This is a genomic window from Brevibacillus nitrificans (assembly GCF_003710965.1).
Taxonomy (GTDB): domain Bacteria; phylum Bacillota; class Bacilli; order Brevibacillales; family Brevibacillaceae; genus Brevibacillus; species Brevibacillus centrosporus.
The window spans coordinates 182,408-202,362 of record NZ_RHHU01000011.1 but is presented as its reverse complement, the minus strand read 5'-3'; the positions used below and the strand labels follow the sequence as shown (position 1 = coordinate 202,362).

General features: G+C 51.8%; 20 protein-coding genes. 17 read left to right on the top strand and 3 right to left on the bottom strand.

The features are described from left to right. Positions 1 to 2,034 carry an ABC transporter ATP-binding protein gene (locus EDM59_RS18985; RefSeq protein ID WP_122925056.1) on the top strand — a complete coding sequence of 678 codons (2,034 nt, stop codon included), beginning with the start codon at positions 1 to 3 and terminating at the stop codon, positions 2,032 to 2,034. Positions 2,035 to 2,142: 108 nt separating this feature from the next. Here the strand turns inward: EDM59_RS18985 and EDM59_RS18980 are convergent, their stop codons facing one another. Next, entirely contained in the window at positions 2,143 to 2,973 is an 831-nt protein-coding gene (locus tag EDM59_RS18980; protein ID WP_092267184.1) for an undecaprenyl-diphosphate phosphatase, read from the bottom strand. A 268-nt stretch (positions 2,974 to 3,241) separates the two neighbouring features. On the opposite strand from EDM59_RS18980, the gene EDM59_RS18975 reads away from it, so the two are divergent. The 12 genes from EDM59_RS18975 to EDM59_RS18920 all read left to right on the top strand — a co-directional run bounded on the left by EDM59_RS18975 (position 3,242) and on the right by EDM59_RS18920 (position 13,450). Then, positions 3,242 to 3,568 (top strand): DUF1904 family protein, encoded by a 327-nt coding sequence (locus EDM59_RS18975; protein WP_122925055.1) that lies wholly within the window; start codon positions 3,242 to 3,244, stop codon positions 3,566 to 3,568. A gap of 256 nt (positions 3,569 to 3,824) precedes the next feature. After that, positions 3,825 to 4,472 (top strand): GntR family transcriptional regulator, encoded by a 648-nt coding sequence (locus tag EDM59_RS18970; RefSeq protein WP_122925054.1) that lies wholly within the window; start codon positions 3,825 to 3,827, stop codon positions 4,470 to 4,472. 338 nt (positions 4,473 to 4,810) lie between these two features. Further along, a complete protein-coding gene (gene pcaC, locus EDM59_RS18965) occupies positions 4,811 to 5,188 on the top strand; it encodes a 4-carboxymuconolactone decarboxylase (protein WP_092267179.1) in 378 nt (125 codons plus the stop codon). A gap of 39 nt (positions 5,189 to 5,227) precedes the next feature. Beyond that, a complete protein-coding gene (locus EDM59_RS18960; RefSeq protein ID WP_122925053.1) occupies positions 5,228 to 6,139 on the top strand; it encodes an NAD(P)-dependent oxidoreductase in 912 nt (303 codons plus the stop codon). Beyond that, positions 6,136 to 6,906, top strand: a complete 771-nt coding sequence (locus EDM59_RS18955) for a carboxymuconolactone decarboxylase family protein (protein WP_122925052.1) — start codon at positions 6,136 to 6,138, stop codon at positions 6,904 to 6,906. Before EDM59_RS18960 ends, EDM59_RS18955 begins: the two co-directional genes overlap by 4 nt. Before the next feature lie 123 nt (positions 6,907 to 7,029). Next, positions 7,030 to 8,361 (top strand): MFS transporter, encoded by a 1,332-nt coding sequence (locus EDM59_RS18950; RefSeq protein ID WP_122925051.1) that lies wholly within the window; start codon positions 7,030 to 7,032, stop codon positions 8,359 to 8,361. A gap of 25 nt (positions 8,362 to 8,386) precedes the next feature. Further along, a complete protein-coding gene (locus EDM59_RS18945) occupies positions 8,387 to 9,835 on the top strand; it encodes an aldehyde dehydrogenase family protein (protein ID WP_122925050.1) in 1,449 nt (482 codons plus the stop codon). Between the two features lie 118 nt (positions 9,836 to 9,953). Further along, on the top strand, positions 9,954 to 10,739 hold the full coding sequence (locus tag EDM59_RS18940) for an N-acyl homoserine lactonase family protein (protein ID WP_122925049.1): 786 nt from the start codon (positions 9,954 to 9,956) through the stop codon (positions 10,737 to 10,739). A 77-nt stretch (positions 10,740 to 10,816) separates the two neighbouring features. Further along, the gene (locus EDM59_RS18935; RefSeq protein ID WP_122925048.1) at positions 10,817 to 11,221 is read left to right on the top strand and encodes a hypothetical protein; all 405 of its coding nucleotides are present in this window, start codon (positions 10,817 to 10,819) and stop codon (positions 11,219 to 11,221) included. Then, positions 11,218 to 12,048 (top strand): alpha/beta fold hydrolase, encoded by an 831-nt coding sequence (locus EDM59_RS18930; RefSeq protein ID WP_122925047.1) that lies wholly within the window; start codon positions 11,218 to 11,220, stop codon positions 12,046 to 12,048. Before EDM59_RS18935 ends, EDM59_RS18930 begins: the two co-directional genes overlap by 4 nt. Positions 12,049 to 12,072: 24 nt before the next feature. Beyond that, complete coding sequence (locus tag EDM59_RS18925; RefSeq protein ID WP_122925046.1) at positions 12,073 to 12,387, top strand: putative quinol monooxygenase; 315 nt, start codon at positions 12,073 to 12,075, stop codon at positions 12,385 to 12,387. 403 nt (positions 12,388 to 12,790) lie between these two features. Beyond that, positions 12,791 to 13,450: a Type 1 glutamine amidotransferase-like domain-containing protein gene (locus tag EDM59_RS18920; RefSeq protein ID WP_092267162.1), complete on the top strand. Its 660-nt coding sequence runs from the start codon at positions 12,791 to 12,793 to the stop codon at positions 13,448 to 13,450. A gap of 195 nt (positions 13,451 to 13,645) precedes the next feature. On the opposite strand, the gene rluF is transcribed toward EDM59_RS18920, so the two are convergent. Together rluF and EDM59_RS18910 are read right to left on the bottom strand one after the other, a co-directional pair. After that, positions 13,646 to 14,332 carry a 23S rRNA pseudouridine(2604) synthase RluF gene (rluF, locus tag EDM59_RS18915; protein ID WP_122925045.1) on the bottom strand — a complete coding sequence of 229 codons (687 nt, stop codon included), beginning with the start codon at positions 14,330 to 14,332 and terminating at the stop codon, positions 13,646 to 13,648. A 12-nt stretch (positions 14,333 to 14,344) separates the two neighbouring features. Beyond that, entirely contained in the window at positions 14,345 to 14,992 is a 648-nt protein-coding gene (locus EDM59_RS18910) for an MOSC domain-containing protein (protein ID WP_122925044.1), read from the bottom strand. A 131-nt stretch (positions 14,993 to 15,123) separates the two neighbouring features. Here EDM59_RS18910 and EDM59_RS18905 point away from each other — a divergent pair, with 131 nt between their 5' ends. From EDM59_RS18905 to EDM59_RS18890, 4 genes are all read left to right on the top strand, one after another. After that, positions 15,124 to 16,572 carry a nicotinate phosphoribosyltransferase gene (locus EDM59_RS18905; protein ID WP_122925043.1) on the top strand — a complete coding sequence of 483 codons (1,449 nt, stop codon included), beginning with the start codon at positions 15,124 to 15,126 and terminating at the stop codon, positions 16,570 to 16,572. 140 nt (positions 16,573 to 16,712) lie between these two features. Beyond that, on the top strand, positions 16,713 to 17,630 hold the full coding sequence (gene metA, locus EDM59_RS18900) for a homoserine O-acetyltransferase MetA (protein WP_122925042.1): 918 nt from the start codon (positions 16,713 to 16,715) through the stop codon (positions 17,628 to 17,630). A 62-nt stretch (positions 17,631 to 17,692) separates the two neighbouring features. Next, the gene (gene pepV / locus EDM59_RS18895) at positions 17,693 to 19,168 is read left to right on the top strand and encodes a dipeptidase PepV (protein WP_246011119.1); all 1,476 of its coding nucleotides are present in this window, start codon (positions 17,693 to 17,695) and stop codon (positions 19,166 to 19,168) included. A gap of 15 nt (positions 19,169 to 19,183) precedes the next feature. Then, positions 19,184 to 19,933 (top strand): SDR family NAD(P)-dependent oxidoreductase, encoded by a 750-nt coding sequence (locus tag EDM59_RS18890; protein WP_122925041.1) that lies wholly within the window; start codon positions 19,184 to 19,186, stop codon positions 19,931 to 19,933. The last annotated feature ends 22 nt before the right edge of the window (positions 19,934 to 19,955 follow it).

Genomic DNA, 19,955 nt, shown 5'->3' with positions numbered 1-19,955 from the left:
ATGACAACGGGAAAGCGACTCTTTCGCTATGCGGCTTTATTTAAGAAAACGATCCTGCTTGGCCTGCTCATGCTGTCCATCGCAGTGGCGGCCGAGCTGACCGGTCCCTTTTTGGCCAAAAAGATGATCGATACCCATATTCTCGGGATTGAGCTGCCTTGGTACGAGACTGCGCAGCGAGGGGATTCTGCCTTGTATCAGGGAAAATGGTACACACGCCAGGATCATGTGAGCGAGGGGGAAAAAGCAGGTGCGCAGGTGCGTGTCCTGCAGGTAGGCCGCGACTATTACTTCGTCGGACAGCCGATTGCAGAGGATGGTCAACGAGAGGTGCAAAATGGGAAGCTGACCATCAAAAGCAGCAGCGGGACAGCAGAATATCCTGCACAAAGACTGACCAGCTCCGAGGTTTTCGCGTTCTTTCGCCCGGAGACCAAAGGCTTGATTATGCTGGCAGCAGCGTACATGGGGCTGTTGATGCTGGCTTCTGTCTTTCATTATGGACAGAAGTTCATGCTGCAACAATCAGCGAACCAGGTCATCCAGAAGCTGCGCGTCGATGTGTTTTCGCATATTCAGCGCCTGCCGATCACTTATTTCGACAACCTGCCGGCCGGAAAAGTGGTGGCCCGCGTCACCAATGATACAGAGGCAGTACGTGAGCTGTTCACGAAAGTGCTCGATCAGTTTTTCAGCAGCAGCATTTATCTGATTGGGATTTTTACCGCCCTCTTTCTCCTTGATGTCAGGCTGGCATCGGTCTGTCTCCTGCTTTTGCCGATCATGGTGGTCTGGGTCATCCTGTACCGCAAATACGCGGCGGCCTTTAACCACGCCATACGCAGCAGGCTTAGCGACATCAATGCAATGATCAACGAGTCCATTCAAGGGATGTCGATCATCCAGGCCTTTCGCCGGGAGAAGGAGACCAAAGAGGAGTTTAACGAGCTGAATGAAGAGATATTTTCCTACCAAAAGAAGCTGCAGCGACTCAATTCCATCACGTCCTTCAATCTCGTTCAGCTGCTGCGCAACATCGCTTTTATCCTGTTTATTTGGTATGTGGGTGGAGCATCGGCGGGAGTAGGCACGCTCTTCACATTTGGTGCCTTGTACGCATTCGTCGATTACCTCAACCGTCTGTTTCAGCCGATCACGCAAATCGTCAATCAATTGGCTTTGCTGGAGCAGGCGCGCGTAGCGGCAGAGCGGGTATTTGAACTCTTGGACGAGGAAGGAATCGCGGTCGATCGTGGCAAAGCGTCGTGCTATCAGGGAAATGTCCGTTTTGACAACGTTTCGTTTGCCTATCAGCCCGATCAGTACGTTCTAAAACAGGTATCCTTTGAAGCGTGGCCGGGAGAAACTGTCGCTCTGGTCGGCCATACCGGCTCTGGAAAAAGCTCGATCATGAATTTGCTGTTCCGCTTCTATGACGTCAACCAGGGAGCGGTAATGATCGATGGACGCAACGTGATGGAAATGACGAAGCAGCAGGTACGCCAGCACATGGGAATCGTTTTGCAGGATCCGTTTTTGTTCACGGGGACGATTTTGTCCAACGTGACGCTGGGAGACCCTTCGATCTCACGGGAGAGAGCAGAAAAGGCATTGCGCGATGTCGGGGCAGATCAGCTGCTGCGGACACTGCCAAATGGCTTTGACGAGCCGGTCATCGAAAAGGGAAGCACCTTGTCTGCCGGACAGCGCCAGCTTGTTTCTTTTGCCCGTGCCCTTGCGTTTGACCCTGCGATTCTGGTACTGGACGAAGCCACGGCGAATATCGATACGGAGACGGAAGGGATCATTCAGCAGGCGCTGGAAGTGGTGAAAAAAGGCAGGACCACCTTCATCATTGCTCACCGGCTATCTACGATCAAAAATGCGGATCAGATTCTTGTTCTGGATCGGGGAAGTATCGTGGAGCGAGGGCGGCATGACGACCTGATGGCAAAACGCGGCAAGTATTTTCAGATGTATCAATTGCAGCAGGGGGAAAGCGTATCGACGGGCATGGCAATGACGTCGCCATAAAGCGGGGAGCATGGCCGGAACCAGTCCTATACTATAGAAGAAAGCGGCCTTCCTCAGCAGTAGGGAAGGCCACTTTTCGATTGAGTGCATGCGAATGATCTTTTGGCTTTACATCACGAAGAAGAAAATGAGCGCAGCCAGCACGATTCGATACAGAGCAAATGGCACCAGCTTGATCTTGTTGATCAGCTTCAGGAAGAAACGAATCGCCAGCAAAGCAAAGATGAATGCGCTGATGAATCCGACGATAAAGAAGGGCAGTGTGTCCGCTGTGATGTACTGCCAGTGCTTCAGGAGCGACAGAAAGCTGGCACCTGCCATGACAGGAACAGCCATGATAAACGTAAAGTCAGAGGCCGCGCGGTGACTCAGCCCCAGCAATACCCCACCGGAAATCGTAGAGCCGGAGCGGGAGAAGCCTGGCCACAGAGCGATACATTGAAACAGCCCGATGATGAGTGCTTGCTTGTACGTGATTTGGTCGACGCTCGCAGCTTTCGGCTTTCCTGGACGGAACCAGTCGGCAGCGATCATCAGGACAGCGCCGGCTACGAGTCCGATGAGAACGGTGTTGATGGAAAACAGATATTCATCGATGTAATCATTAAATAACAAACCCAGTACGGCAGCCGGCAGCAGTCCGACAAAGACCTGCGACAACCGAAGCTTGTGGCCTGGGCCATTGCCGTCCGGGGAGACTTTTTTGAGTCCGAGCAGACTGAGAAAACGATCTTTAAAGACGATCACAGCGGCTAAAATCGAGCCGAGCTGAATGACCACCTTGAAGGTATTCGCGACTTCCGGGGAAAACAGTTCTTTTGAATGCAAAAGGGTATCGTCGACGATAATCATGTGCCCAGTTGAAGAGACGGGCGCGAATTCTGTGAGGCCTTCTACAAGTCCCAACACAAACGCCACGAACATATGCCAAAGATCCATGGTTACTCACCTTTCCAAAAACGCCTCTCTCGTATGGCGCACGTTTTAATAGGAGTTGTCCCTCATCCACTTTAATACAAAAGACGTGAAATAGTAAGCCTTTCCTTGATGACTCGCAAACCACAAAGGAAGATACGAATGACCGCGAGCAAAGGGTACAGGTAGGAAGAAAAAAAGATCAGCTAGGAAAGGAACTACTCAACTTATGTTCAGGAAGGTATGATGAGAGTAGGAAGTCTATCACATTGCAAACAAAGGAGAAGAGCGCATGCCCCAACTAATCGTAAGAGGAATCCAGGCAGAAAAATTGGCGACCATCAGTGAACCCCTCCTCGAGGAACTGGCCGTTCTTTGCGGGTGCGGCACGGATAATTTCACGATCGAATGCTTGCATACGACCGGCGTTTTTGGCGGAAAAGTGGTAGAATCCTATCCCTTTATCGAGGTAGCCTGGTTTGAGCGCGGGCAGGAGACACGTGATCAGTTCGCTGAAATTGTGACCAAGTACATCCTGTCCCTCGACATCCCTGAAGTGGAAATGGCATTTATCACGTACCAAAAGGAAAGCTACTACGCGAACGGGAAACATTTTTAGACAACAGCTAGGTGCGTCGCGCTGTCGATTTCCCGGGAAAGATTTTTTGTTTTCGACAGGAGCAAATGGGCCAGTCCATGCTTGATGAAGCATGGACTGTTTTTTTGCGGCAGGAGGAGCAGTTATGGCTAGGTAGTGAGGGTGGCTCTTTTGGAGTAAAGGGTAGAAAGGGATTATCTATTTTTATACAAAATAGACTATAATAAGAGTGAATGAAATGAAGAACGTAAATCCAAACTTAGAGGAGATTTAGGAAGTGAAGGAAACGAAGAAAACGATTGCCTTGCAATTAGCGGAAGAACTTTCACAACGAATCGCACGAGGTATTCTCAGCCCAAATGAACATTTGGTGGAAACCAAGCTCGCCGAAGAATTTAACACGAGCAGAGCTCCTGTCCGCGAAGCGTTGTTGATGCTTGAAAAGGAAAGGCTTGTGACACGCGTTCCGCATCATGGGTTTGTAGTCAAAAAATTTCGCAAAATAGAAATCCACCAATTGTATGACGCTACGTTTCGATTGGAAGAAATCGCGATGGCCAAGGCGGTGAATAATGTGACGGATCGTGATATCCAAGAGCTGGAGGAGATCCTAGCAGCGCAATGGTCTGCCATTCAAAGAGAGGATGTTGTTGAATACTATTCTCTCAATGAAAAGTTTCACGAGACGATTTTTGCCATTGCAAACAATGAATTTCTGGCCGAAATGCATCATTCCATGCGCAGGTCTACTCGTCCATTAAGCGTGTTAAATATAGGCCAAGGAAAGAACATGTACTCGTCCTATGAAGAACACAGCCGTCAACTTGATGCTTTGAAAAAGCGGGATACAGAGGCAGGAATTCAAGCCATTCGCGATCAGGAAAGCCGTTCGTTGAAAACGCTCGACATAGTCTATCCTTCGTAGAGAAAAATCCGGCAGTAACAAACCGGATTTTTTTATACAGAAGACTGCGCCAAAGGCTTGGCGCAGGATACATGCGGGCGCAGTGGCCGAACGCCGAGGAGCCACGCGAACCATATCAACGGTACGGTTTCAGAAAAATTTATTTTTTTATACAACATTGTCGACAATGTGGTATTCAATAATGTACAATGAGGTTGCAAAGAAGTCATCCGATCCTTTTCAAATAGCCTTTGTTATCTGTTAATTTCAAAAAGTTGAAATTAATTAAATGATGAAGGGGTTTCACAAGGAAATGAAAGCGGATACAGATCGAAAAATTGACGGGAGGCTGAACGAACATGAAAAGTGAAAAGTTTGATCAGGGCTTGGAGATCCGCAGAGCAGTACTGGGAGCAGAGCATGTAGACCGTTCACTGGCAAACGCTACGGATTTTGACATGCCCATGCAAGAACTCACCACTGAATGGTGCTGGGGAACATGCTGGTCACGCCCGGGTCTCTCTCGCAGAGATCGCAGCATGCTTAACCTTGCGATGCTGAGTGCTCTTGGCCGACCTGATGAATTAGCCTTGCACGTACGAGGAGCCATTACAAATGGTGTGACACCCGAGGAAATTACCGAAGTCTTTTATCAAGTAGCCGTTTATTGTGGTGTGCCTGCAGGTGTGGAAGCGTTTAAAGTCGGCAAGCGTGTTCTTGCTGAGCTGCAAAAATAAGCATCAGGACGCTACTAAAACGAAAGAAGGTTGAGCAAATTGACAAAGCTGGGTTTTATCGGCTTGGGAAATATGGGGTTTCACATGGCGCGGAGGCTCCTCGAAAAAGGGCATTCCGTCGCCGTACTCGATGCCAGAGAAGAAGCGCTGAAGCCGTTCCAGGCTTATCCGAACGCTGTCATCGCGTCGACGCCAGCAGAAATCACCCAACTGGCGGATACGATTCTCGTAAGCTTGCCAAATCCGCAAGTAGCGAAAATCGTAGCACTCGGAGAATATGGGCTGACTTCCGGAAGGCCCTTTCAAACCTACATTGATTTATCAACCACTGGCCCCGAAGCTGCACAACAAATTGCTGCTGCACTTACCGAACGCGGCGTTGCCTGCTTGGATGCTCCTGTCAGTGGTGGTGTGCCGGGCGCTGAAAAGGGCACCTTGTCCATTATGGTGGCAGGACCCAGAGAAGCTTATGATGCCAATCTCCCTGTGCTAGAAATCATTGGAAACAAAACCTTTTATGTGGGACCAGAGGCAGGCCAGGCGCAAACGCTCAAAATCTCCAACAATTACTTGTCTGCCGTAGCCTTGATTGCGACCTCGGAAGCCATGGTATTAGGAGTGAAGGCGGGCCTCGATCCGCAAACCATGCTGGATGTATTCAATGTCAGCAGTGGCCGCAACAGCGCCACACTGGATAAGTTCCCGGCTGCTGTGCTGAACCGCAATTTTGATTACGGTTTCAAATCCGGTCTCATGTACAAAGATGTTGCGTTGTGCATGCACGAAGCGGACCGCTTGGGGGCCACGATGTGGATTGGAAGCAACGTGAAAGAATTTTTTAAACTGACAAAGGAACATCTCGGGGCCGATTCAGATACAACCGAAGTCGTCCGGCTATTCGAGGAGTGGGCCAAAGTCCGAGTGGAAGCGAGCGAGGAGAGGTTGATATGAACGAAAAACTAACTCCCCTTCAAGCCGCCATCAAAGAAGCTTTTATCAAGGAACGAGGATACTGGTCAACGGAGATTTGGGAGGATGTGCTACATCTTGATCCCGACTTTCTCAAAGCCTACCTGAAATTTTCAGCGGTGCCCTTCCAAAAAAATCATAGTCACATTGATTTGAAGACAAAAGAATTGATTTACATTGCCTTCGATGTGGCAGCAACTCATATGTATCAGCCGGGAACACGGCAGCATATGGAAAATGCACTGGGCTACGGGGCAACTCCCGAGGAAATCATGGAAGTGATCGAGTTGGCCAGCGTTCTCGGGATTCATGCAGCAACAGTGGCTTCCCCGATTCTCATGGAAGTGCTCGCAGAGAATGGCACGCCAGTTGATGCGGAATTGACCCCTCGCCAAAAGGAACTCAAGCAGGTATTTATCGATGAAAGAGGCTATTGGTCCGAAATGTGGGATAGCGTATTGCTGCTTGATCCTGACTTTTTCGAGGCGTATCTGGAGTTTTCCGGAGTTGCCTTCAAACACAATCATCTAGATCCGAAAATCCGAGAGTTCATTTGCCTGACAGTGGACGCTGCGGCCACGCATCTTTACGAACCGGGGATTCGGGTGCATATGCGCAACGCCCTCCAATATGGAGCCACGAAAGAAGAAATCATGGAGGTCCTCGAGCTTGCCAGCACTTTAGGGATCCATGCGGCAACAGTAAGTGTGCCGATCTTGTCTAGATTGGTGAACAAAGGCAACGAATAACACGGCAACCGCCTTTTGGGACTTAAAGCAGCGGGGATGAAATTCCATACGCATCGTTTCATTCCCGGCTGCCCTAGTAGAGAAAAGAGTAAGAAAATTTTGTATACGCAAAGGAGGATCGTTATGACATCTCAGGTGCAAAGCACGGTTGAGAAAAGCAAGATCGTCGAGAAGAGAAATGCGGCCATTAAGGGAGCGTTCTTTACCGAATTCGTGGATATGTTCGACATTTATTTGCCGACCATCATCCTGACACCGGCGTTGAGCTACTTTCAGCCAGAGGAGCTGCCACAAGGCATGGCGGGTATTTTGACCTCGCTCGTTTTCGTGACCACACTGCTCGGGCGACCACTGGGCGCAACCATCTTCGGGGCACTCGGAGACAAGATCGGCCGTCGGAAGGCTACTATCTCATCCGTACTCGGTTTCGGCATTATTACATTACTAATTGCCCTTCTACCTGGCTATAGTTCCATCGGTATTACTGCCTACTGGCTGCTTGTTTTGCTGCGCTTTCTCGATGGAGTATTTTTGGGCGGAGGCTACACAGGATCTCACCCTTTGGCTATGGAATACTCCGAGAAGCATCAGCGTGGTTTTGTAGGCGCTTTCATTTTATCGGCGTTTCCGTTGGCCTACATCGTCATTAATTTGCTCGGCTTGGCAGCGTTTGCTTTAATCCCGCAAGCCGGACCAGATTCGCCGTACGCCGTCTGGGGTTGGCGGATTCCGTTTGTGATTGGCGCATTGCTGGCATTTTGGCTGGCTGCGTACTATATTCGCAAGGTTCCTGAGTCCGAAACCTGGGAGAGTTCCAAGAAAGAAAAAAACTCGCTGGCGAGCATGTTCAGAGGAAAGACAGGACGAAGCTTCTTTCAAGTATTTATTATGATGACCGGATTTTGGCTGACGCAAAATATCGTCACCCTGATCCTTCCTACGACGGTCTTGCGCACCATCCTTGGATTGGATGGGATTCAGGTCACTCTGACGTTGTTTATCAGCTACGCCGTTCTTTTCGGAAGCTACATCGCGGCAGGCGTGATCGGGCAAAAAATTGGTCGCCGCCGTTTCTTCCTGATCCTTGGTCCAGCCATCGTCCTTGTGGGTAGTGTCTTGCTTTCGATTATACTCAACGGAAAAGCGCTGCCACTGCCTCTCATCATGCTGCTGGTCGTCTTGTTTTCCGTTATTGTCACGGCGCCGTGGGGTGTCATTGTCACGTATATCAATGAACGGTTTACAACCGAAGTGCGTGCTTCTGGATTCGGACTGGGATTTAGTGCCTCTGTCGTTCTCCCGTCCTTCTACGCTTTCTACATGAACTGGCTGGGCGGGATCATGTCGTACAACTCGACGATTATCGCACTCCTGATCATTGGTGCGGTGATTGGAACGGTAGGTGCCTATCTCGGGCCGGAAACGAAAGATGTGGACTTTAACCAAGCAGAGTAAACAAGACGGAGAAGGAGGAAGGGATATGCTATCACAAACGGAGCGGTTCTACTTTGGCTCCTTTATTGACGGCCAGGAAGTAAAATCAGAGGAACGGGCCGTCCTGGAGGTACGCAATCCGTACAACAATCAGCTGATCGGGAAAATCTGCTGCGCAACGAAGGAGGACGCCAAACAGGCTATTACCGTCTCCCAGCGGGTGTTTCAAGAGACGATGAAGAAAATGCCTGCCTACCGCAGATCGGACATTTTGCGCAAGACGGCGGATTTGCTGGAGAGCAGGACCGAGTCTTTCGCCAACCTGCTCGTGCTGGAGACGGGCAAGCCAATACGCGAGGCTCGCGTGGAGGTAGACCGCGCCGTGCAAGTGCTGCGGTTCGCTTCCGAGGGAGCCAAGCAAATTCACGGGGAAGAAATCCAGCTGGACAGCGCCCATGGCGGGGAGAATCAGTTTGGGTTTACGAAAAGGTATCCGATTGGCGTCGTGGTGGCGATCACGCCGTTTAACTTCCCGCTCAATCTGGTCTTGCACAAGGTTGCCCCGGCGATTGCCGCCGGGAACACCATCGTGCTGAAGCCTGCCGAAAAAACGCCGCTGTCGCCTGTCATGTTGTACCAGCTGTTTATGGAAGCCGGGCTGCCGGCAGGGGCACTGAACATTGTGATGGGCCCGGGACAGGATTTGGCGGAGCCTCTAGTGAAAGATCCACGGGTAAAGCGTGTGACGTTCACAGGAAGCGGCCAGGTGGGCTGGAAGCTGAAGGAGCTGGCCGGGCATAAAAACGTCACGCTGGAGCTGGGCTCGAATGCGCCCAATCTTGTCTTCGAGGACGCCGACCTGGATGCTGCTGCCGCAGCCTTGGTTCGCGGAGGAGTCGTGACTTCGGGGCAGGCGTGCATTTCCGTGCAGAGAATTTACGTGCAGCGAAGTGTGTACCCGGCTCTGTTGGACAAATTGGTCGACGGCGCTCGTGCGCTGCGCGTCGGAAATCCACTGGACGAGGCCACGGACGTCGGGCCGATGATCACGGAAGCAGCAGCTGCCCGCGCCGAGGAGTGGATTCGCGAAGCTGCCGAGCAGGGGGCCACAGTTCTGACCGGCGGGAAGCGAAGCGGGGCTTTGCTGGAGCCAGCTGTCCTGACGAATGTCTCCCCTGAAATGAAAGTGGTTTGCCAGGAAATTTTCGCGCCGGTCTTCAGCGTCATTCCGTTCGATGAGGAAGCAGAGGCGATTTCCCAGGCGAACGCTTCGGATCTGGGACTGCATGCGGGCGTATTCACGAAAGACATCAGCCGCGCCCTGCGCGTGGCAGAGGCTTTGGAAACGGGCGGAGTCTGGATCAACGATGCGTCCATCCGCCGCTACGACCACATCCCGTACGGAGGGGTCAAGCAGAGCGGAATCGGCAAAGAGGGCGTGGCCTACGCGATCGAGGAAATGACCGAGATCAAGTTTATCGGGATCAAGCTGTAGCAGACGCTTCTCTTTTGAACAAATGTTTCTTTCCTTCGGCATGTGTTCCCGGACACTGCCGATTTCTTTCGGTCGGAAGCAGCCATTGGCGACAGAAAAAGTGGAGGGGTGAACGAACATGACAAAATCACATGAAGTCTATGCCATCAAGTATTCGACACGGGAAGCCATCTGCAGCGATCATTTTTACGGGGCTGCCGATCCTCACGAGAACTATTCCATGCCTATGGATTACTACATTTGGCTGATCAAGGCGGGCGATCAGGTGATCGTCGTCGATACCGGCTTTAATGAAGCAGTAGCCGCAGAGCGCAAGCGCAACTTCCTGCGCTGCCCAGCAAGCGTCCTGTGCAAGCTGGGGGTCGATCCGGCGTCTGTCCCGCTTGTGGTCATTACCCATATGCATTACGACCACTTGGGCAATCTGGACAAGTTTCCCAACGCCACCTTCGTGGTGCAGGAGGAAGAAATGGCGTTCTGGACGGGGAAGTACGCCTCCAAGCCGCACTTTCTCCACCATATTACCACCGACGATGTCGTTCACCTCGTCAAGGAGAACTTCAAAGGGAGAGTGCAGTTTGTGAGTGGCAGCAAAGCGATCCTCCCTGGCGTAACGGTGCACAAGGCAGGCGGCCACTCCGCCGGCTTGCAGATCGTTGAGGTGCAGACGGAGAAGGGTACAGTCGTGCTCGCTTCCGACGCCACTCATTACTACAAGAACATCAACGAAGACCGTCCATTTTGGGTCGTGACTAATCTGGCGCAAATGTACGATGCGTTCGAGCTGGTCAAATCGTTGGCGGATTCGCCGGAGCTAATTATCCCGGGCCACGACCCGCTGGTGATGGAGCGGTTCCCGGCGGCTTCCGACGAGCTGGAGGGTATCGTAGTCCGGATCGCCTAAAGGGTGAAGTCAGAGGACCCTAGCTACGGGTGGCTGGCTTTCGGATTTTCACAGGAAGGAACGGAGGTGGCAAGAAGATGGCAAACAGCCTGCACATGTTCTCGCCCGAGTGGATGGAGCAATTCCGCCAGGTTGTCAACGAAGACCGGGAGCTGTCCTGGATTGCGAGATGGATGACCTGCGATTTTGTCTGGCGGATCGGAGAAGCGGTTTACTTGTTTCACGTCGTGGGCGGAAAGGTGATTTCGGTCGTGGCGCCTACCTGGAACGACAGCTGGGATTTTGCCATCGAGGGAACGGAGGAGGCCTGGAACAAGTTTGCGCAGCCGCTTCCTCCCCCGATGTACTATGACCTGCTCGGGATGGTCACCCGATTGCCGGAATGCCGATTGACAGGAAACCGTTTGAAAGCGATGCAGCATATCCGCTCGCTGACGAGAATGATGTCGCTCGTACGCGAGGTTGGAGGGGAAACGAGATGAAGGACCCGGTGACAGGAAGATATGTAGAAATGACCGTGCAGGGCAAGCATTACCGTATCTATTACGAAAGCGCCGGTCAGGGAGTCCCACTCGTCTGCCTACACACGGCGGGGGCAGACTCCCGCCAGTATCAGGAGCTGCTGCGAAATCGGGAACTGTTGTCCCGCTTTCAGGTGATCGCCTTTGACCTGCCGTTTCACGGGCGCTCGATGCCGCCGAAGGAATGGTGGCTGGAGCCGTACCGGTTGACTACGGACCTGTACGTGGCGTTCATCATGGCTTTCCTGCAAGCGGCAGACATCGAGGAGCCACTCATGCTCGGATGCTCCATGGGAGGCAATATCACGCTTGAGCTGGCGTACCGCTTCCCCGAAAAGTTTCGGGGAGTGATTGCGCTGGAAGCGGCTGCCGCTACGGGTGGTCGTTTGAACGACTATTTGTTCCATCCGCAGATCAATGGCGGGGAAATGTGCGCGACGAATGTATATGGACTCATGGCGCCGCAAAGCCCGGAGCATCTGCGCAGAGATGTTTGGTGGATTTACAGCCAAGGAGCGCCCGGTGTGTACTACGGCGATATTTCCTTCTACAGCGAAGACTGGAATGCCACAGATCGGGTAGGGAAAATCGACACGAGCCAATGTCCGGTGTTCTTGTTTACCGGCGAGTACGATTACTCCTGCTCGCCGGAAATGTCACGCAGGACGGCCGCGCTGATTCCCGGAGCAGAATTTCACGTCATGAAAGCGATGGGCCATTTCCCTATGAGCGAAAATCCGGATCTGCTAATGGAGTATCTGCTGCCCGTGCTGGACAAGTTTTGCTAGATACGAAAGGTAGGAGTGAGAGAAATGTATATCGTTCACGTTTCCATTCATGTAAAAGAACAGGCCATCGACGCTTTCAAGGAAGCGACCATGCAAAACGCGCAAAACAGCTTGCGGGAAGAAGGTGTCATACGTTTTGACGTGCTGCAGCAGCAGGATGCTCCGGCCCGCTTTTTGCTGACCGAGGTGTATCGCACGAAGGAAGACCAAGCGAAGCATCGCACCACTGATCATTTTCACAAATGGAAGGCAGACGTAGCAGAGCTGATCGCAGAGCAGTATACGATTGTGACCTTTGATTCGGTATTTCCGGACGAGGCAGGTTGGGAAAAGCAGTGATTGGCGAGTGAAGAAATGATGAGGAGAAGAACGCAGCCAGCTCAAGGGGAAACATCGCTGGAGCTGGCTGTCGGAAGTCTAGAATCGGAATAACTTGATGAAAGGCCCCGGATGAACACAATGGTTCGTCCGGGGCCTTTTTGGTGTGTAAAATGTCGCGTCGTTCTTAGGACAGTGGCTGTGACCTCGAATAAATGCCGAATAGCTCGGGATGGACGATCAGCTGATTCGTCTCTTCCTCCACTTCTCGGGCTACCCATTGAAAGGAAGGTTGCAGACCAGAAAAGGATAGAGATAGACTGACTGTTAGAGATGAAGCTGACAGATAGAATCGTTCAATAAGGAATACAGGAAAAAATGAACTCGCCAAAGCGTGATTTTGGAGAGGGGTAGGAGGTTATTTATGGCAGACACTCATTTGTTTTTATTCGGTGGAGGGCCGCCATTCAATGATGTATTAGGCAAAACATTCGCGCATCTGTCTTCGAACGGTTTAAATGGCACTCAGGTGGCTGTATTGTTTATGGAACGCGATGGATGGAAAGAATACATGCCCAGGTATACCGACGTATTAGAACAGAATGGCATTGCCCATTTTGAATACTTACCATTGACTCCAGCACCATCACCCCATTTTATCGAGCAACTTTCTTTGGCTACAGGAGTGATTATTTGTGGTGGCGATACAGAACGTTACAGAGAGTATGTGGTTGATACCGAGATCGGGAAAATAGTAAAGAGAATGTACGCAGAGGGCACTCCTGTTGCGGGATTTTCAGCAGGCGCCTTGATCAGTCCGAATATTTGCGTGATCCCACCAATTGACAACAGGAAAAATGAGCATCTTTTCTTGCCAGGTCTGGGATTGATCGATCATTGCGTGGTAAGTGTTCATTTTTCGAAGTGGAAAGAAGAGACCAACTTGAAAAAAGCGCTGACTCTAACCAATGCTTACATTGGTTACGGGATGGATGACGATTCGGGAATTTACTTTAAAAACCAGGTTGTTTCGGAAACCGCAGGACAAGTCTATTTTTATAGAAACGGACCGGCAGTTGAATAAAGGCAGTGGCGTTCAGGAGCATTCTTTTAGGTTCGTGGCTGCCGCTGCCTTTTTCATTCGAATAGTCTGCAGATAATTGATCTATACCTAATCCGTTTCGGCTGCTAAAAGTTGGCACAGCATTAGGGTTTCAGGCGCGCATGAAGACGCGAAAAACAGGACTGAGCGACTGCAAGCAGCCCAATCCTGTTTCGTTTACAAACTCTTGTTCAGCTCCGCCAACTCTTTCTCGGTCAAATCACGCCACTGCCCGACCCTGAGTTCGCCCAGATCAATGTTCATGATCCGCACCCGTTTCAGCTGCCGCACCTGATAGCCGAATGCCTGGCACATCCGTCTGATTTGCCGGTTCAGTCCTTGGGTGAGAACGATTTTGAAGACGCGATCGCTGATTTTGGTGACCTTGCACGGCTTGGTGACGGTGCCGAGGATGCGCACACCGCCGGACATCCCTTGAATGAATAGCGGGGTGATCGGCTTGTCGACTGTGACGATGTACTCTTTCTCATGGTTGTTTTCCGCGCGCAGGATTTTATTGACGATATCGCCGTCATTCGTGAGCAGAATCAGGCCTTGGGAGTCTTTGTCCAATCGACCGATAGGGAAGATGCGCTCTGGATGATTGACGAAATCAATGATATTTCCTTTGATATGCAATTCGGTCGTACAGGTAATGCCGACGGGCTTGTTGAGGGCGATGTAGACGGACTTTTTCTTGGCGCCTAGCGGATTGCCATCGATGCGAACGTCGTCACCGGGCGAAACGGTACTGCCCAGCTCTGCCAGTCGTCCATTGATCGTCACGCGTCCTGCTTCTATCAGTTTGTCTGACTCCCGGCGTGAACAAAAACCGGTTTCGCTTATGTATTTATTGATTCGCATGGAACGTTCCTTTCATAGCTTCTGCTGCTTCTCGATCAGTTTTTTGCGCCAAGGTGTCGCGAGTTCTTCCAGCTCGAGCATTCGTGCGAGCACCTTGGGATCTGGCGATTTCTCGTGAAAATACAGATGGTGGATCGAAGCGACCGTCACCTGGGCGGGATGGGCAGACAGCTGGATGATCGGTGAGTCTGACTTGATCGTCCCTTCTTGCAGGACACGGAAAAAGTACCCGGTATACCCGGCTGCAATGATTTGCTTCAGCAGTTGGTTATTGTGATTTCGTTTATTAATCGTAGCACAAGGATAACGGCCTTGCGAAACTTGCAGGATGGCGTCTCCAAATTGATAGACATCCCCGATGCACACCTGATCCTCACGCATGTTTACCGCGGTTACATTTTCCCCGAATGCCGCCTTTTCCAAGGGCTGGTCGAATTCCTTCTCCCAATGGGCATAATGTTCAAAAGGGTAGAGACAGACGACGCGATCTGGACCGCCGTGGTATGCAGGGTTCGCGACATCGTCCTCGGCGATTTGTTGGGTGGCGACATGAAGCTCATCGGTTTGTTCCTTCCAAATGCCAGAAAGATATTCTTGTCCATTATATGTCATGTTCTTCGGCAAGCCTTTGCTTACGTAAACGATTTTTCTATCCGACATTTTTTTCACTCCCTACATGTGCACTCTCCTCATACTATAACAAATCCCCACTTCCTACCACTGCCCGGCGGGACATCCAGTGGCAACTCTGGTATGATGGGGGGAAAGGAAGATACAGGAGGCTTATGTTCATGCAATCTACAGGTGTGGTACTGCACACAGATAAATATCAGATTAATATGATGTACGCCCACTGGATCAATGGGACGCATAACAAAAAAGTGGTGTTTGAAGCCTATTTCCGCAAGCTGCCCTTCGGCAACGGCTACGCGGTATCGGCTGGACTTGCAAGAATTGTCGCTTACATACAAAATCTCCGTTTTGAAGAAAGTGATCTGGCCTATTTGAGTGAGCAGGAGGAAAATTACGATCCCGGGTTCCTCGAGGAGCTGAAGCAACTGCGCTTTACAGGCTCTTTGTACTCCGTAAAGGAAGGGACACTGGTATTTCCGAACGAGCCGCTGATCCGCGTCGAGGGCCGCATGATGGAAGCTCAGCTGGTAGAGACAGCGCTTTTGAACTACATGAACTACCAGACGTTGATCGCAACGAAGGCATCCCGCATCAAAAACGTGGCGGGCTCCGACATCCTGATGGAATTCGGTACGCGGCGGGCACAGGAAGCGGATGCTGCGCTGTGGGGGACGCGAGCGGCGTATTTGGCAGGCTTTGATGCTACCTCCAACATGCTGGCGGGTAAAATGTTTGACATCCCGACAAAGGGCACGCATGCCCACTCTTGGGTACAGAGCTTTGACAGTGAGGAAGAAGCCTTTGACCGCTTTGCACAGGCACTGCCCGGTCAAGTGACGCTGCTCGTGGATACGTACGACACGTTGAACAGCGGCGTGCCGCACGCCATTGAGCTGGGCAAGCGGCTGGAGGCAGAAGGCAAGCAGCTGTCCGCCGTGCGACTGGACAGCGGAGATCTTGCCTACCTTTCTATCAAAACGAGAGAGATGCTGGACAAAGCAGGGCTGCCTTACGTGAAGATCGTTGCTTCCAATGATCTTGATGAGCACACCATCATGAATCTGAAAGTACAAGGTGCCCGTGTGGACAGCTGGGGAGTCGGAACACAGCTGATTACAGCAGCGGATCAGCCGACATTGGGCGGCGTTTACAAGCTGGTTGCGCGCGAAGGGGCCGACGGAGAATATTTGCCGACAATCAAGATTTCGGGCAACCCGGAGAAAGTGACGAATCCGGGTATCAAGGATATGTACCGCTTGATTGATCCGGAGACGAACAAAGCCATCGCGGACTACCTGTGCTTCCCGCATGAGGAGCTGGTGCCGAAAGGGGAATCCCTGCATCTGTTTAATCCGAGCCATCCGTACTTGAACAAGCAGCTGAAAAAGTACAAATCCGAAGCCCTTCTGGTACCGGTCTTCCTCGAGGGCGAGCTCGTATATAACCTGCCGTCCCTCGAGGAGATCCGCCTCTATCATCGCCAGCAGCTGGACCTGTTCTGGCCCGAGTATTTGCGGATGCTCAATCCGGAGCACTATCGCTTGTATATGAGTGATGAGGTATGGGAGACGAAAAATCGGTTAATGAAAGAATATATGTCGAAGTAACGCGTGAAGCAACGTTCCGAAGGACGTTGCTTTTTTACTTTCCAGCTATTATCCTAGCAGATAGGAATGTAGCTTTTTCAAATTAGTCGGATTATTTTTTTTGCCTGCTTTTTTGCAAAGGATGGGAAGGGGGATTATACATGCCAATTAAATTGCCTGACGAATTGCCAGCAACCGAAATACTGGCGAAAGAGAATATTTTCGTGATGAAGGAGAGCAGAGCCTTCACGCAGGATATCCGGCCGCTGCGCATCGTCATTTTAAACCTGATGCCTGTCAAGGAAACGACGGAAACTCAGCTGCTCCGCCTTCTGGGGAATACACCGCTGCAGGTGGAGATCGTGTTGCTGCACATGTCCAGCCATACGTCGAAAAATACATCGGAAGAGCACTTGTCGATGTTTTATAAAACGTTTGAAGAAATTAAGGATCAGCGTTTTGACGGAATGATCATCACGGGAGCCCCAATTGAACAGCTCGAATTCGAACAGGTGACGTACTGGGATGAATTGAAGGAGATCCTTGACTGGAAGATGGAAAACGTTACTTCGACGCTCCACATTTGCTGGGGAGCGCAAGCGGGACTTTACCATCACTTCGGCGTTCCTAAGCATCCTTTGCCAGAGAAGATGTTCGGAATTTTCCCGCATACGCTGAACAAGCAAAACGTGAAACTGCTGCGCGGATTTGACAACTATTTCTATATCCCGCACTCCCGTCATACGGAAAACCGTCGGGAAGACATCGAAAAGGTGCCAGAGCTGGAAATCCTGTCGGAATCGGAGGAGTCGGGTGTCTATCTCGTCGCTACCAAAGACGGGCGGCAAATTTTCGTAACAGGGCACTCGGAGTACGATCCGACGTCGTTGCAGGACGAGTACAGGCGTGACATTAACAAAGGTCTGGACATAGCGGTACCACGAAACTACTACCCAAAAGACGACCCGGACCGTCAGCCGATCGTCACTTGGCGCGCGCATGCCAACCTCTTGTTCTCCAACTGGCTGAACTACTACGTCTACCAGGAAACGCCTTACGATTTGAAACAAAGCAAGTAAAAACCGCCGTTTCACCATCCGAGCCGATCGGATGGTTTTTTGCATAGAAGAGGAGGGGACCTATGATCAACTGGCAGGATGAAGTGAGCAAGAGAAAAGAAAGCTTGTTTCAGGATCTATACGGACTTTTGCGAATCCCTAGCGTAAAGGATGGACAGACGAGTGAGCCTGGTGCACCGATGGGAAAGGAAATCGGGCGCGCACTGGACTACATGCTGGAGCTGGCTGAGCGAGATGGTTTTCGAAAGGCCAATCTGGAGGGCTACGTCGGCTATGCCGAGCTCGGGGACTCCGAGAGTGATGATTACGTAGCGGTGCTGGGGCATCTGGATGTCGTAGCCGCGACGGGAGATTGGACTTCACCGCCTTACGAGCCGACGATGCGAGAGGGCAAGCTTTTTGCCCGTGGAGCCATGGATGACAAAGGACCGACCCTCGCTGCCTACTACGGCATGAAAATGATCAAGGAGCTGGGGCTTTCCCTCCAGCATAACGTCCGCTTCATTTTCGGCACGGATGAGGAGAGCGGGAGCCGCTGTATGGCGCGATACCGCGAGACGGAAAAGCTGCCGCTCGCAGGTTTTACGCCAGATGCGGACTTTCCCATCGTTCATGCGGAAAAAGGGCAGATCAATACACGGATCGTGCTGGGGAAAAGGACGTCTGACCCGTCTGTGGCGGTGAGGACTGTCGCTGCACAGGGAACTGCAGCTTCGTGGCGTCTGCTTTCCTTTTTCGGTGGCGGCACAGCCAACATGGTTCCAGAGTCAGCTCGGGCAGTGCTTACGGCAGTAGAGACAGAGCGGCTAAGCGAGATGGCCGCAGCTTACAGTCTCTACTGCGAGTCTCGTGGGCGCAAGGGGGCAGCACGGATCGTGGCAGAGCAGCTTGTCCTTTCGATGGAAGGAAAAGCGGCGCACGGTATGGAGCCCGAGCTTGGGATCAATGCGGCTTTGGAGCTGGTGCATTTTCTCGTTGCGCATTCCTTTCAGGAGGAGGCTGAGCGATTCCTTCGTTGCGTGGATCAGTACCTGTTTGAGGACTACGCCGGAGAAGCATTGGGGATTGCCTTTGCGGACGAGATATCTGGGGCACTAACAATCAATAGTGGGATCTTGCAGTTTGAGCCTGCTGGCGAATCGTTTTTTCACATCAATTTGCGCTACCCGGTGACGGATGAGGCGAGCCGGATTTTGGAGGCCATCGCCGAAAGAGTCGGGAAATACGGCTTTGTCATTGAGCCACCGCTCTTGAAAAAAGGTCATCATGTCGCAAAGGACCATCCGATGATCGGTATTTTGCAGCGCGTGTACCAGGAGATGACAGGGCTTGCGCCAGTACTCCTGTCAACCGGTGGAGGCACGTATGCGTACCACATTGGCAATGGCGTTGCCTTTGGTCCGCTCTTCCCCGGCAAAACGTCTCTCGCTCATCAGGCAGATGAGTACATCGAGGTGGATGACCTGCTGCTGTCTGCTGCGATGTATGCGAGAGCGATCTATGAGCTTGCGAATGCAGAATTTCACGAGCAAAAGTAGGGGAGCGGATGAGACATGCATGATCTGCAAGGGAAGGTTGTCCTTATAACGGGTGCGAGCTCGGGCATTGGGTGTGCTGCTGCAAAGCTGTTGGGGTCTCGCGGGGCACAAGTGGCGATCCATTACCATTCCAATCGGCAAGGAGCGGAAGCAGCAGCGGCGCAGATCCGGGCAGAGGGTGGTGACTGTGCTCTCTTTTCTGCCGATGTGTCGGATAGAGACCAAGTGAACCGGATGGCCTCTGAGGTTTTGGAGCGGTTCAGGGCGATCCATGTCCTGGTGAACAATGCAGGCGCAGGCATACAACCGAGCAGGTTCATGGAGCTTCAGGAGGAGCTGTGGGACAAGACTTACGCGGTCAATGTCAAAAGCGTGCTTTTTTGCTCGCAGGCCGTACTGCGCGACATGCTGCCCCGAGGGGAAGGGAAAATTATCAATATTTCCTCAGGGGCGGCTCGCTTTGGAGGGGCTGGGGAAAGTGTTCACTACGCTTCTGCCAAAGGAGCAGTCAACACGCTGACGATCGGGATGGCGAGAGAATTTGCCGATCAGGGAATTCTCGTCAATGCGGTTGCGCCTGGCGTGATCGACACGGCGTGGCATGAGAAATTTTCATCAGGGGAGAGGCTGCAGCAGTTTTTGCCGACAGTTCCCTTGAAACGAGCAGGGACGCCGCAAGACGTTGCAGAAATGATTGCTTTTCTGGCGTCGGATGCTGCGAACTACATTACGGGTGAGATTTTCAATGTGAGCGGTGGAAGATAATAGAGCAAAGTTCCTATTCACA